We start from the raw sequence: 14,523 nt of genomic DNA on the forward strand, positions 1-14,523 counted from the left end.
GATTGAGCATGTTGCCTGACAGTAATGACACTCCGATGATAAAGCAATATAAGGAAATCAAGGCTCAGCACCAGGACTGTATCCTTATGTTCCGTCTCGGTGATTTCTACGAAATGTTTTACGATGATGCGAAACTGGCATCGCGAATACTCGAACTCACCCTGACTGCACGAGGAAAAACGACAGAAGGCGCGCATGTGCCTATGTGCGGTATTCCTTACCATGCGGCAAACAATTATATTCCCAGGCTTATCAATAAAGGCTACAAAGTAGCAATATGTGAACAAACAGAAGATCCAGCCGCATCCAAAGGGATAACGAAACGTGAAGTAGTCAAAATCGTAACTCCTGGAACTGTTACGGAAACGACTATGCTCGACTCAAAAAGCAATAACTATCTCATGGCCGTTTATCAGGAAGACAAAAGTTCAGCATACGGCATAGCTTATATCGATGTTTCTACCGGGGATTTCTATGTGTCACAGGCACAATCCGAAAAGAACCTGAAGGATGAAATAAGCAGAGTTAATCCCTCGGAGATTTTGATGACAAAAGAACTCTCGCAGTTACTTTTGCCGACCATAACTATCTATGAAGCGGAAAGCATAGAAAAATCACAGAAAGCACTTCTCGACTTTTTTAATATTAATAGCCTCGAAAGTTTTGGTTGCCAATCACTCCAACTAGCTTTTCCAGCAGTAAAAGCCATTATTAACTACGTATCAAGAACTCAGAAAACAAATATCGGTCACATTAACAGGCTTACCCCGTATTTATCGGGAAAGTACATGTTCTTCGATGTCGCGACGCGAAGAAACCTCGAACTTAACACAACGATGCGTGAAAAAGATAAAACAGGTTCGCTACTATGGGTACTCGATAAGACCAGGACAGCAATGGGCGGAAGGTTACTTGCACACTGGGTTGCTAGTCCTCTCCTTGATTATAATGAACTTATTACGCGACAGGAAGCTGTCACGGAATTATTCAAGAATTATTCATTACAATTGGAACTGGGTGAAAAACTCAAGTCCGTCTACGACATCGAAAGGATCACAACAAGAATTGCATCGATGATTGCAAACCCCAAAGAAATAAGGGCATTGTGTACGTCGCTCAAGCAGGCAATAACAATTAAGGAACTGATTAAGGACTGTATTTCTCCAATGATAGCAACGATGCTCTCAGCGGAAGATATCAATAAGATTGACGAAATAATTGAAGTTATCGACACTGCAATTGTCGACGATCCTCCTATCGCGCTCAAGGACGGCGGGATTATTCGAGAAGGATATTTTCAGGAACTCGATGATATACGGCTAGCATCCCGTGACGGCAAAGCCTGGATTGCGGCACTGGAGCTCAAAGAAAAAGAATCGACTGGAATTAAGTCATTAAAAGTTGGCTATAACAAAGTCTTCGGTTATTACCTGGAGGTCACAAATGCTAACATTAGCCAGGTTCCGGACTACTATATCAGAAAACAAACATTAACCAATGGCGAGCGATATATCACTCCTGAACTAAAAGAGAAAGAATCTCAAATACTGAATGCCGCCGATCAAGCGCTTGAGCTGGAATATAAGGTATTCACTGAAATTAGAGATGCTATAGCCAAGTACATACTTCCGCTTCAAAAAGCAGCCAAAAGCTTAGCGCAACTTGATGTCATGCTCTCCTTTGCTGAAGCTGCTATAGAGAATAATTACACCTGTCCCACCGTCTATCCGATGGACGAAAATCAGGGGATTTTAAGGGTCAAGGCTGCGCGGCACCCGGTCATAGAAAAAACAATCAACTCTTCAAACTTCATACCAAATGATGTTGATATGGATTCGACGGATAACCGGTTTATGATCCTTACCGGTCCGAACATGGCAGGGAAGTCCACCTATATGAGACAGATTGCCCTTATTGTATTGTTAGCTCAGATCGGCTCGTATGTGCCTGCCCAGTCGGCAGAGTTAACAATGGTCGACCGAATATTCACAAGGGTAGGTGCTATGGACGATCTTTTCTCCGGGCAGAGTACCTTTATGGTTGAAATGAATGAAACCGCAAATATTCTTCATAATGCTACCAAATACAGCCTGGTTATCCTCGATGAGATCGGACGAGGCACATCGACTTATGACGGAATGAGTATCGCCGCCGCTGTCGCCGAGCATATTCATATGAACATTGGCGCCAAAACGATTTTTGCCACCCATTACCATGAATTAACCGGACTTACCTCACAGTATCATGGTATGAATAATTTTAATATCGCAGTAGCCGAAGAGGATGACCATGTCGTTTTCTTAAGAAAAGTTATTCCCGGCGCTGCTGATAAAAGTTACGGAATCCATGTAGCGCAACTTGCGGGTCTTCCAATAAATGTCATATCGAGAGCAAAAGAATTGCTCTTTGGTCTAGAAGAAAACACCGTCAAGATCAATGTAGAGGAGGTTAAACAACCACGGCAACTCGGGTTGTTTTAATCGTAGATTCGCTCCCCAATATGGATAATTCAAATCCTTTATGGTAAACTATTCAAAACAAGGTGACTATCATATCATGAACAAAAATATCCCTCTATTATCAGTCCTATATGGCGAAGAAGACTTTCTTATTGATAAACACATTCAAGATATAATAACAACTGTCTTGCCTGCGGAGTCCCGGGCTCTCGGTCTAGAAGTCTACGAAAACGAATCTGCAACAATTACGAATATCATTAATGCCTGCCAATCGCTAGGCATGTTTGCTACAACTAAAGTTGTCGTCGTTAAGAATTTTTATTTGCTGAAAAATACAAAAACAGAATCCGAACCATCCAAAAATGAAGAATTTGAAATAGCTAATCTCAAAGCCGTGCTTCGCAATCTCAGCTCAGACACCTATCTTATATTTGTTGTATATGGCAACGTCGATAACCGCAAAAAATTCGTCAAACATCTTAAGGAACTCTCTGAGTTCAGTGAGTATAAACCTTTCGCATCATGGGAAGGCGAAAAGGTTGTCAACTGGGTTAACAATTGGGTAAAGAAAAACGGCAAAGAAATAGAGGAAACAGCAGCATTTAGACTCCATACGATCGTAGGCGAAAATCTTCGCCTTCTTGATAACGAAATCCAAAAGCTGATAACGTTTATCGGAAAAAATGACCGGATAACTGTGACTGATGTCGACACAGTTGTCAGCTCTGCCGGAGCGAATTCCTTTCAATTGCTTGATTGCCTTGTTGAAGGAAAAACGGCCTTAAGTATGGAACTTATCTCCAAAATCCTTTACCATGGTGAAGAGCCAATCAAACTATTAGGATTGATTGTATCTCATTTCAGAGGCCTCTTGATGATTAAATCGCTCTATGAAGGAAGAACTCAATTCGGAGATATAGCCAAAATGTGCGGAAAACATCCTTTTATCGTCAAGAACACTATTGGAATGATGAAAAATGTTACTTCTTCGGATTTTGTAAAAATTATGGATATGCTATGCCAAACTGATCTCGCAATTAAAACCGGACAGTTGAAACCGGATATTGCATTAGAATTATTATGCCAGGATATACTTAGTATTACTAAAAAATAGATATATTTTCCTGCTTGTTCAGGTAAATAAATGTGGGGTAGGTACAAATGATCTTATTTAATGAACCTCTGGTTACCGGCAAAGAAAATTATTATATTTCTCAGGTACTTAAAAACAAAAAATTCTGCGGAGACGGTATCTATACAAAAAAATGCAATCAATGGATTGAAGAAAATACCAAGACAAAAAAAGCCTTACTCACGACCTCTTGCACACACGCGATAGAAATGGCGGCCATTTTGGCAGACATTCAAAAAGGCGATGAAGTGATCATGCCGTCATATACGTTTGTCTCAAGTGCCAACCCGTTTGTCCTTCGCGGCGCCAGGATCGTCTTCGTTGATATACGACCGGACACCATGAACATTGATGAAACCAAAATCGAAGAAGCAATCACGCCAAGGACAAAAGCCATAGTCCCTGTCCATTACGCTGGCGTCGGGTGTGACATGGATGCGGTTATGAACATAGCAAAAAAACATAATCTGATTGTCATCGAAGATGCTGCGCAAGGGATTATGTCCAGCTATAATTGGACAGCACTGGGCAGTATCGGACATATAGGCTGTTTTAGTTTCCACGAAACCAAGAACTACCAATGCGGAGAAGGTGGGGCAATCCTCGTCAACGATCCGAAGTTCATGGAGCAGGCTGAGATCATCAGAGAAAAAGGTACCAACCGTACAAAGTTTTTGAGGGGTCAGATAGATAAATATACCTGGGTAGATATCGGGTCCAGTTATTTGCCCAGCGAAATCAATGCCGCGTTCCTGTTTGCCCAATTAGAAATGTCAGAAGAAGTAAACATAAAACGACATCAATTATGGAATAGATACTATAAGAATTTAAAAGACTTGGAAATAAAAGGATTTCTGGAGTTACCCACGATACCTCATCACTGTAGACATAACGCGCATATGTTCTACCTTAAATTGGCAGATATGGAAAAAAGGCATGAGCTTATTGGTTATTTAAGAAGTAACGAAATACAATCTGCTTTTCATTATATTCCGCTCCATACAGCAAAGGCAGGTTATCAATTCGGAACTTTTGTCGGAGAAGACAAGTATACGACAAGGGATAGCGAGAGGATACTCAGATTACCGATGCATTATGATTTGAGCATGGATAATATCGATTTTATTTGCGAAAGAATCCAGTGTTTTTTCGGGAATAAATAAAGGAACTATTAATGGCAGAAGCACTCCAAACCTGTGTGATACATAGCTTTCCGAAATGGCTTGCACAGACACAAACATGGCTATACAACCAGGTCCGCTATCTCCCGGAGACGATAGAGAATCATGTTGTTTGCGAAAAGACTTCTAATCTGGAACAATTCCGGGTCCCGAACATACACTGCATGTCTGATATTTCCCGATGGAACCTGCTACGCAAAAAGTTCCCGCACAAGCTATTTGCAAGTACTTATTCAGAGTATCTTATTTCACAGGCACAACAGTATGATGCAAACATCCTGCATTCTCATTTCGGGTACATTGGCTGGGCAAATTTACGGGCAGCTAAAAAAGCGGGACTTAAACATGTCGTAACGTTCTATGGTCTGGATGTTACCTATCTCCCCAAGGCTTTTTTCCTTTGGTACAGCAGGTATAGAGAATTATTCAAGCACGTTGACCGTGTTCTTTGCGAAGGGCCATTTATGGCAAAAACCGTCGTTCAAAAGCTTGGTTGCCCGGAAGAAAAAATAATAGTACAGCACCTGGGAGTCACACTTGATACGATACCATTTAAGCTTAGAACCTGGGATGATAATTCCCCGTTAAAGATATTAATTGCGGCATCCTTTAGAGAAAAAAAAGGAATACCTTATGCACTGGAGGCATTGGGCAGGTTGCAAAAAGATGTACCGATAGAAATAACGATTATCGGTGATGCAGGCAGCAAAAGTGAGAAAGACAAAATCCTCGCGATCATAAAAAAATATAAAATGGAATCAAAAACCACGATGCTTGGCTATAGACCGTTCTCTGTGCTATTTGAAGAAGCTTACAAGCATCATATATTTTTATCGCCGAGTGTCACAGCAAAAGATGGAGACACGGAAGGCGGAGCACCGGTATCGGTCATCGAAATGGCAGCAACAGGAATGCCGGTAGTCAGCTCACAACACTGTGATATCCCGGAAATAATCAAACATGGGAAAACGGGATTGCTATCAAAAGAACGAGATGTTGATGAAATCTTTGAAAATCTTATGTGGTTAGTGAATAACAAAACCGAATGGGTTACAATTGCTAAAGCAGCCCGGCAGCATATTGAATCTGAGTTCAACGCAACGGTCCAAGGCAAGAAACTGGCTTCGATATATGAGGAATTAACGTAGTTTTCGGTTATTTTTTGATTTAGGCTTCTATAATCAGGCAAAAGCTTGTAAAATAGTATAAGAAATCATAACAAATTATATGTAGTATGTTGATACAATGATATTTCAAATAAGGAGTATATTTAAGTAAATATGACTGTTATATTATATATTATTTTTATAGCTCTCTCGGTCTACATATACACTAGGCCGACGATCATGGTATTTAAGTATCATCATATCAGTCCTTTACCAGAGAATAACCTTAACTACCGGCCTGATACCTTTGACAGACAGATCACTTATATGCTGAATCAAGGATATCAATGCATCAGCGCAGAAGAAATGTATTTCCAGGTATTTCTCAAAAAAAAAATCAAAAAAAAACAATTTGTTATTACCTTTGACGACGGTTATCTTGATAATTATCTGTACGCATACACTATCCTCAAAAAACATAACATTCCGGCAACAATATTCTTAACGACTTCACTCATTGCAGATAATGACCAAGAAAGAAATTGTGATAATGCAGTCATGAAAGATGATAATGACGCTTTTATTGAATCCTTAAAGAAACGCTACGAAAGTTATCTGAACTGGACTGAAATAGAAGATATGCACAAATCCGGATTAATTGATTTTGAACCTCACGGTCATTATCATAGGTATATTTATGTCTCGGATAAGATCGAATATTATAACATTGGAAAAACATTATATGAAAGTTTCAAACTTAAGTCACTCGAAGATAATACCATAAAAATCGGTTCCGACGTTTTTAACTCCGGGCCAAGCCTTGCATATCGAGCCTACGATCCACATACCAGAATACGCGAGACTGATTGGCAAGCTTACAAACGATTTGTTGACGAAATAGGCATTTCAAAGAAAATGATTGAAGAAAAGCTTGAAAAACATTGCGACTTCTTTTCCTGGCCATGGGGTAAGTTCTGTCACTCAAGCGTTAATGCGGCAAAATATCTAGGGTTTAAAATGATATTTACCAGCTACCCCGGTACAAATAGCCGATTCACTAATCATTTTTACATAAAACGTTTTAATCCATGCTTAAATGACAAAATATTCAGGAAACAAGTAAAAAAATTCTCGAATTTCCTGCTATCATTATTTAATCGTTAGCTTTGTTTAACCTATGCTTAGCCGCTGTCCAAACCCTTGATCGGATTACTGGTACTGCGTAGACCAATAAACTGGAAACAGCGTTCATTACTTATTCCAGTGAAATAATCCCCTACAATTATCATGACCATTTCAAAAGATTGTAGTATAATTACCCTGTGGAATTAATAAATTACGGAATACCAATATAATGAAAAAGTTAAAAATAATCCATCTATTATCAGACAAATCGATTGTCCCGTCACCACAGCAAGGTGCTGTGCAAAATGTAGCGACCAATTTAGCCGATCAACTTGCGGGTAAACACGATACTTATATAGTTTCCTGCTTGGGTAAAGACCAGAAACAATATGAGCTGATCAACGGAGTTCATTATCTGAGGGTTATGCACCGGCTCAAAGGTTTTTACCATTACGTCAACAAACTTTCTTTTAACGCGTCATATTACGAGTACCTATTAACATCGGCTTTTGTCATCAAGAAGCTAATGCCGGATATTCTCATCGTCCACAACAGACCTGACTATGTCCAGTTACTCCGTAAACACCTTGGTAACGCAGTCAAAATTATTCTCCATGAACATAATCATAATATACGAGATATGTTTTCTGAGCGCAAAGCCCGGAGAATACTGGATGAAACCGATCTTATTATTGAACTGAGTGAATATAGCAAGAATTATGATATTACAGAGAAATACTCTAAGTATGCCGGTAAAGCGTGTGTCATTAATAACGCAGTTGACAGCATGATTTTCCGTCCATATTGGGAATCAGAAAACAAACGCCGGCAATTACGAAAAGAACATGGCCTGGAAAACAAAACAGTAATCTTATTTGCCGGAGCAATTCGAGAAAGAAAGGGCATTCATGTCCTTGTCGATGCGATGGAAAAACTCATAAATGACCATTCCGATACAGTGCTCCTCATAGCAGGAGGATCAGCTCAGAATACTAACGCAACTGACTCATTTAGTAAAAAAGTATTTAAAAAAGCAAAACAATTGGGAGATAAAATAAAAATATTAGGATTTATCCCGCATAGTGAAATGCCGGATATCTATTTGATGGCGGATATTTTCTGTGCTCCCTCGGTATGGGACGAACCTTTTGGGCTCATCCTCGTTGAGGCAATGGCGACGGGGCTGCCGGTAGTAAGCTCAAAAAGAGGTGGAATTCCTGAAATCGTGGAAGACCGGAAAACCGGACTTCTGGTTGAGAATCCTGAAGATGCGATTAGTCTTGCCGATTCGCTGACAACGCTATTAAATGATCATAAAATGAGAACCAGCATGGGCAGAAAAGGAAGAGAAAGAGTAGAGAATAACTTTTCCTGGAAAGATTCCGCGCAGCAGTTAAATAAAATTTTAACTATTGTCGAAAACAAAAGATTAAACAAATTTCGTAGATTTGATAGAAGGGTAGGCAATTAAGTATTTTACCAAAATATATTTTTGTTTTATAATATTTAGGATTTCTTATAAAATTATTTTACAATAAGGAGTAAAAGATGAAAAAAGCATTAATCACAGGGATAACAGGACAAGACGGTTCGTATCTTACCGAGATTCTCATTGACAAAGGTTACGAGGTTCACGGAATTATCAGACGCAGTAGCCAGTTTAACACGGGAAGAATTGACCACCTGTATCAGGACCCTCATAACCAAGATATAAAAATGCATCTTCATTACGGAGACCTTACTGACTCAAGCAACCTCAATCGAATCCTTGAGAAAGTCCATCCTGACGAGATCTATAACTTAGCGGCTCAGTCCCACGTACAGGTGTCATTTCAAGTCCCTGAGTATACTGCTGAAGTCGATGCAGTAGGCACTCTCAGGTTTCTTGATGCTATCAAAGAGACTGGAATTAAGACAAGATTTTATCAGGCTTCAACGTCTGAATTATATGGAAAAGTACAAGAAGTTCCTCAATCAGAGACCACTCCCTTCTACCCACGGTCACCTTATGCGGTCGCTAAGCTTTATGCATATTGGATTGTTGTGAACTATCGAGAGGCGTATAACCTGCATGCCTCAAATGGTATCCTGTTTAACCATGAGTCACCTCGTCGCGGCGAAACTTTCGTAACCAGAAAAATTACACTTGCCGTAGCGGACATTTTAGCCGGAAAAAAAGAAAAGCTTTTCATGGGAAATCTCGACGCAAAAAGAGATTGGGGTTTTGCTCCTGATTTTGTCGAAGGTATGTGGAGAATTATGCAACAAGATGAACCGGGTGATTATGTTCTTGCTACCGGAGAGATGCATACCGTAAAAGAGTTCATCGAGCGTTCATTTAAGGTTGCTGGAATAGATATTGAATGGAAAGGCCACGCCAGGGAAGAAGTCGGGATTAACAAAAAAACCGGTAAAGTTATAGTCGAAATAGATCCTCGCTATTTCCGTCCTGCAGAAGTTGAACAGTTGCTGGGTAATCCTGCAAAAGCTAAATCAAAACTTGGTTGGGAACCAACTGTAAAATTTGACGACCTCGTTGAGATTATGGTAAAAGCGGACTGTAAAGCCGTTGGCATTAATTTATAATATCACAAACTCTTTATACTGAGACCAGGTTTATTATATTGTAATTAATTAAAAAGGAATAAGCATGAATAAAAACTCAAAAATATACGTAGCAGGACACAATGGTCTCGTTGGCTCTGCATTAATGAGAAAGCTATCGAATGATGGCTATACGAATATTGTTTACAGAACGGGACGAGAACTTGATCTGCGAGAACAAGCAGCCGTCCGGAATTTCTTCGAGCAGGAGAAGCCCGAGTACGTCTTTTTAGCTGCTGCAAAAGTTGGAGGCATTCATGCTAACAATACCTATACCGCAGAATTTATCTATGATAATCTCATGATAGAATCGAACGTTATACACCATAGCTACAAAAATAAGGTAAAAAAATTACTATTTCTGGGAAGCTCTTGTATTTATCCCAAATTGTCATCTCAACCGATAAAAGAAGAATATTTGCTTACCGGGGAATTAGAACCGACGAATGAGCCTTATGCAATTGCCAAGATTACCGGAATTAAAATGTGTCAGTCTTACAACAAGCAATACGGAACGAAGTTTATCAGTGTCATGCCGACGAACCTTTATGGTCCAAATGATAACTACGACCTTCAGAATTCTCATGTTCTTCCGGCCCTTATTAGAAAATTTCATGAAGCGAAGGTTAATAGTTCACCAACCGTATGCGTCTGGGGTACTGGCAGCCCCCGCCGTGAATTCCTTTATGTCGATGATCTTGCCGATGCTTGTGTTTATTTAATGAACTCTTATGAAGGCGATGACATCGTGAATATCGGTACAGGAGAAGATATTACGATCGCAGAACTTGCTTCAACCATAAAAACCATTGTAGGATTTCAAGGAGAACTTGTTTATGATACCACGAAACCTGATGGAACACCTCGCAAACAGCTTGATGTCAACAAGGTTCATGGACTAGGCTGGAAACATAAAACAGCGCTTAAAGACGGGATACTGAAAGCGTACCAAAGCTACATTGAAAAAAGCAAAGCTTATTAGGCTAATTAGCTTAAGGCTAAATTAACAAAGCATACCAGGTTAGCAATAGTGAAAAAAAAGATAAAAATAAATTTTGCAGATTTCTGGCCTGACTTTATTAAAACAGATAATTATTTTTATAATCTACTGCGCCAGGTCTATGATGTCGAAATATCAGAATCACCGGATTTTCTGTTTTATTCCGCATTTACCAATAACCACAAAAAATATAAATGTCTAAAAATATATTACACCGGAGAGAACCGCAGACCTGACTTCAATGAATGTGATTACGCTTTTACTTTTGATTACATCGACAACCCGGACCATTACAGATTGCCTCTTTATGTCATGTATGATGAGCCTACAAAACTCATTAAACCAGCTTCTTTTAATGCTGAAGATATATTAAAAGAGAAAACAAAATTCTGCAATTTCGTCTTTTCAAATGGGAGAGATTCTGCAAAAAAACGTACCGATTTTTTTCATGCTTTGTCAAAATACAAAAGAGTAGATTCAGGAGGCAAATTCCTCAATAACATCGGAGGTCCAGTAAAAGACAAACTTGCCTTCATCAAAGATTACAAATTTACAATTGCGTTTGAGAATGCCTCATATCCCGGGTATACTACCGAAAAAATATTTCAGCCTATGCAAGTTAACAGTCTGCCGATCTATTGGGGAAATGAACTTGTCGATAGAGATTTTAATACCAAAAGCTTTTTGAATTACCATGAGTTTGAAAGTATGGAAGCGTTGATTGAAAAGGTGATTGAATTAGACAAAAATGACGACCATTATATAGAATATGTAAAACAACCTTTTTACAAAAACAATACCTTAAATGAATTTATCAATCCGGAAAAAATTCTGAAACAATTTGATTATATTTTAAAAAATGAGAAAGTTCCCGTTGCTCAAGCCAAGAAGAAACGCTTTTTCTTTTTCTGATATGATGGCAATTTGAAACGGTAATCCTTGTCATGATATCCAGTGCAACCGAATAATAGATTCATTATTTATTCTAATTAATGGACGATCATTCGTTATTATGATAATCTATAAAGCAGCATTTTTGCACAACTATTTTTGATATAACAACTATATTATTACCATGAGCAAAATAAATATATTTATAACAGGAAGTACCGGATGTGTAGGCTCTTACGTTTTTGACGAGCTCATTAAAAACAGCAGCTACAAGCTCCACCTGCTCGCAAAAACTCCCGGCAAACTGCGAATCAACGAGGCACAAAAAGAGAACGTAGTTCCTATTCATTCCAGTCTTTATTCCATTTCGGAATTCAAAGATTTACTCCAGGAAATGGATTATGTTATTCATATTGCCACCGTTTGGGGCGGGCGGGCATGCTGGGACATTAATTTTGAAAAAACCATGGAGTTTTTTTCATTGCTCAATCCACAACGATGCCGCAAAATCATCAATTTCTCTACTGCCAGTATTCTAACTGATAATAACGAACTTATTTCGCAATCTGTTGTGGAGCAAGCAACCGGATATATCGAAACAAAATATAGGCTCTACCAACAGATGAAGTCATTACCTATAGCTTCCAAAATTACAACGCTCTTCCCGACGCTAGTTATGGGAGGTGGTTATGGGCATTCAATATCCCATATTAACTCAGGTCTTAAAACAGCAGCAAAATATATAAAACTACTACGCTACTTTACTGCTGATTCCCAATTCCATCACATTCACGGACAAGACATTGCCTTAGTTATTAATTATCTTCTTGAAAATGATAACCATGACAACAACCTGGTATTGGGAAATGATATTATTTCAGCAGACTACATAATTGAGACACTAAGCAAGGTAAAAGGGGTTAACCGAAGCTTCAAGCTGGATATCACCGACGGAATTACTAAATATTTCCCTCAGCTCCTCAATATGTCCCCATGGCAAAAGTACAGCCTTGAAAAGCGCCACTTTGTATATAATACGGTGAATACCAAGACATTTGGAATAGATTCTCCGTATCAGGATTTTGAGTATTGTGTCCGCGATTGTCTTGGCTTAATATAAGGCAGCTTATTAAATCTTAAAATCATAAGGAGCCCCCCATGAACAACAAAAGCAAAGCAGTTGTCGTGACGCCTCTATACAAAGAAACCTTGAGCGATAACGAGGTTATTTCTTTCATCCAATTAGTACATGTGCTCAAAAACTGGCCGTTGGTTTTTGTATGTCCGGAAAACCTTAATTTAACTTATTACCAACAGTTTTTAAACGATAAAGATCTCAATATCACTTTTTTAAGACTTCCAGCTGTTTTTTTTAAAGATGTTGAAGCCTATAACAGATTGATGTACCAAAAATCTTTTTACAAAAAATTCATTAATTATGAGTATGTGCTTATATATCAGCTTGATTGCCTTGTGTTCTCTGATGAACTTAGTTACTGGTGTGATCAGGGATATAGTTACATTGGAGCTCCCTGGTTGCGTGGAAACAAATTTACTGGAGTAGCCGGTAACGGAGGCTTTTCTTTACGAAAAGTAGATGACATAATTGCAGCGATTGAATGTTACTTAAGTAAAAGAAATAAAATATTAAATTTGATTTATAAGATTAATCAAATAAAACTGACCCCCCACGCATCATTTTATGAGTTATTAAAAAAAACCATATTTTTAGGATTAACGTGGGTCTACTTAAAAACCAGTAAAATGTATGAATTCAGGAAAAAATATAAAAACACTAACGAAGATATTTTCTTTGTCCGTTATGTTCCCATGTTTTATAAACAGTTTAATATTGCAAAACCTAAAGTTGCACTTAGGTTTTCTTTCGAAAAAAGTCCCAGATTTCTCTATAAAATCAATAAGAACAAACTTCCATTCGGATGTCATGCATGGCAGGTGTTTGACCTGGAATTCTGGAAAGAACAGTGTCCAGCATTATTCGTGAAATTTTCAGATAACCAGAATCTGACAGCAGAAGATTCTTCTATAGATACTGTATCTTTATATCAGGTAGCAACGGAAGCGGTCTCTACCAAATAGTTGAAATTCGGCTGCTTAAAACAAGAAGAAACGCTTTTTCTTATCATGTTTCCTGAAAAACCCGGTTATTTCATTCTCGATTTTGAGATTATTGTTTGTGCTCATAATAGCTTCAAGCATAGCAGGTTCATATTTTCTTAATCGAGGCTTCATGCTTGGATTATGGAGTCCGACATTTTTGCTGTTCAGATCAGCGCATAACCATTTTTCTTTAAACCATTTTTCGAAGTATTCTTCGGTTTTATCATGTGCATGGCCCCAATGCATCAATTTCTCGTACATTCGTGTTTCATCTTTTATAAAGCTATGATGTTCCAGTAAACCAATTGATAATGGGACATGGACTTCTTTAATGTTCCCCTCCACTAATCGAGAAAATTTCGGTTTTAATTCAGGTTTATATGCGATTGATATGTTTTGGAAATAAAATTTGTTACGATTTTTTAAGGCTACTGCCAATGTTTCTCCATTGTATAGTTTTCTGAACAACAGAACTGCTTTTGCTCGAAAATAATTGCCTTCATCAAAATGATCGGAAATATATTTAATAACATTTTTTAATATTTCAGGCTTCCAAATCTCATCAGAATCAGCAACAAAAAAGATATCAGGATTAATCCGGCTGGAGTTCCTGGCGATTTCCCTTTGCTTGCGATCATTATATAGCGGCGCAAGGTTAGGGTCATAGAACTCGCCGAATATCTTCACGATTTTGTTCTTGGGATCAGGGAAATTATTGATGACATTAACGGTATTATCGGGAGTGATAATTTCACCGGTAAAACTATATTTTGTATCAGAAATGACAACAATTTCATCCAGCGCATCATAGATACCATTCAGACATTTTCCGATGAATTCTTCTTCGTTCTGAACAAGTACAATACCGGTTGTTTTCATGAAGCACTCCTTAAGTTACTCTGGT

At 38.5% G+C, this 14,523-nt stretch carries 12 protein-coding genes; 11 read left to right on the forward strand and 1 reads right to left on the reverse strand.

Translation table 11 applies throughout. The features are described 5' to 3' along the window. The first annotated feature begins 8 nt into the window (after positions 1 to 8). From DKM50_05910 to DKM50_05960, 11 genes are all read left to right on the forward strand, one after another. Positions 9 to 2,480 carry a DNA mismatch repair protein MutS gene (locus DKM50_05910; protein PZM80083.1) on the forward strand — a complete coding sequence of 824 codons (2,472 nt, stop codon included), beginning with the start codon at positions 9 to 11 and terminating at the stop codon, positions 2,478 to 2,480. A gap of 40 nt (positions 2,481 to 2,520) precedes the next feature. Continuing rightward, positions 2,521 to 3,573, forward strand: coding sequence for a DNA polymerase III subunit delta (holA, locus tag DKM50_05915; GenBank protein ID PZM80084.1), 1,053 nt, complete (start codon positions 2,521 to 2,523; stop codon positions 3,571 to 3,573). 47 nt (positions 3,574 to 3,620) lie between these two features. Then, on the forward strand, positions 3,621 to 4,754 hold the full coding sequence (locus DKM50_05920) for a dTDP-4-amino-4,6-dideoxygalactose transaminase (protein ID PZM80085.1): 1,134 nt from the start codon (positions 3,621 to 3,623) through the stop codon (positions 4,752 to 4,754). A gap of 11 nt (positions 4,755 to 4,765) precedes the next feature. Next, positions 4,766 to 5,920 (forward strand): colanic acid biosynthesis glycosyltransferase WcaL, encoded by a 1,155-nt coding sequence (locus tag DKM50_05925; GenBank protein PZM80086.1) that lies wholly within the window; start codon positions 4,766 to 4,768, stop codon positions 5,918 to 5,920. Between the two features lie 132 nt (positions 5,921 to 6,052). Then, positions 6,053 to 7,042 (forward strand): hypothetical protein, encoded by a 990-nt coding sequence (locus DKM50_05930; GenBank protein PZM80087.1) that lies wholly within the window; start codon positions 6,053 to 6,055, stop codon positions 7,040 to 7,042. 190 nt (positions 7,043 to 7,232) lie between these two features. Beyond that, entirely contained in the window at positions 7,233 to 8,474 is a 1,242-nt protein-coding gene (locus DKM50_05935; protein PZM80088.1) for a hypothetical protein, read from the forward strand. Between the two features lie 77 nt (positions 8,475 to 8,551). Beyond that, positions 8,552 to 9,589 (forward strand): GDP-mannose 4,6-dehydratase, encoded by a 1,038-nt coding sequence (gene gmd, locus DKM50_05940; protein PZM80089.1) that lies wholly within the window; start codon positions 8,552 to 8,554, stop codon positions 9,587 to 9,589. 64 nt (positions 9,590 to 9,653) lie between these two features. Next, positions 9,654 to 10,589, forward strand: coding sequence for a GDP-L-fucose synthase (locus DKM50_05945; GenBank protein PZM80090.1), 936 nt, complete (start codon positions 9,654 to 9,656; stop codon positions 10,587 to 10,589). 48 nt (positions 10,590 to 10,637) lie between these two features. Further along, on the forward strand, positions 10,638 to 11,519 hold the full coding sequence (locus DKM50_05950) for a glycosyltransferase (protein ID PZM80091.1): 882 nt from the start codon (positions 10,638 to 10,640) through the stop codon (positions 11,517 to 11,519). 163 nt (positions 11,520 to 11,682) lie between these two features. Then, positions 11,683 to 12,618 (forward strand): hypothetical protein, encoded by a 936-nt coding sequence (locus DKM50_05955; protein PZM80092.1) that lies wholly within the window; start codon positions 11,683 to 11,685, stop codon positions 12,616 to 12,618. 38 nt (positions 12,619 to 12,656) lie between these two features. After that, positions 12,657 to 13,598 (forward strand): hypothetical protein, encoded by a 942-nt coding sequence (locus tag DKM50_05960; GenBank protein ID PZM80093.1) that lies wholly within the window; start codon positions 12,657 to 12,659, stop codon positions 13,596 to 13,598. Positions 13,599 to 13,613: 15 nt separating this feature from the next. Here the strand turns inward: DKM50_05960 and DKM50_05965 are convergent, their stop codons facing one another. Continuing rightward, a complete protein-coding gene (locus tag DKM50_05965; protein ID PZM80094.1) occupies positions 13,614 to 14,498 on the reverse strand; it encodes a hypothetical protein in 885 nt (294 codons plus the stop codon). Between the last annotated feature and the right edge of the window lie 25 nt (positions 14,499 to 14,523).

The sequence above is a fragment of the Candidatus Margulisiibacteriota bacterium genome (genome assembly GCA_003242895.1).
Lineage (GTDB): Bacteria > Margulisbacteria > Riflemargulisbacteria > GWF2-39-127 > GWF2-39-127 > GWF2-39-127.

Excerpts from the sequence above, each read along its gene's own strand:
- DKM50_05910 (PZM80083.1), top strand. The coding sequence starts at position 9 with ATGTTGCCTGACAGTAATGACACTCCGATGATAAAGCAATATAAGGAA.
- holA (PZM80084.1), top strand. The coding sequence starts at position 2,521 with ATGGTAAACTATTCAAAACAAGGTGACTATCATATCATGAACAAAAAT.
- DKM50_05920 (PZM80085.1), top strand. The coding sequence starts at position 3,621 with ATGATCTTATTTAATGAACCTCTGGTTACCGGCAAAGAAAATTATTAT.
- DKM50_05925 (PZM80086.1), top strand. The coding sequence starts at position 4,766 with ATGGCAGAAGCACTCCAAACCTGTGTGATACATAGCTTTCCGAAATGG.
- DKM50_05930 (PZM80087.1), top strand. The coding sequence starts at position 6,053 with ATGACTGTTATATTATATATTATTTTTATAGCTCTCTCGGTCTACATA.
- DKM50_05935 (PZM80088.1), top strand. The coding sequence starts at position 7,233 with ATGAAAAAGTTAAAAATAATCCATCTATTATCAGACAAATCGATTGTC.
- gmd (PZM80089.1), top strand. The coding sequence starts at position 8,552 with ATGAAAAAAGCATTAATCACAGGGATAACAGGACAAGACGGTTCGTAT.
- DKM50_05945 (PZM80090.1), top strand. The coding sequence starts at position 9,654 with ATGAATAAAAACTCAAAAATATACGTAGCAGGACACAATGGTCTCGTT.
- DKM50_05955 (PZM80092.1), top strand. The coding sequence starts at position 11,683 with ATGAGCAAAATAAATATATTTATAACAGGAAGTACCGGATGTGTAGGC.
- DKM50_05960 (PZM80093.1), top strand. The coding sequence starts at position 12,657 with ATGAACAACAAAAGCAAAGCAGTTGTCGTGACGCCTCTATACAAAGAA.
- DKM50_05965 (PZM80094.1), bottom strand. The coding sequence starts at position 14,498 with ATGAAAACAACCGGTATTGTACTTGTTCAGAACGAAGAAGAATTCATC.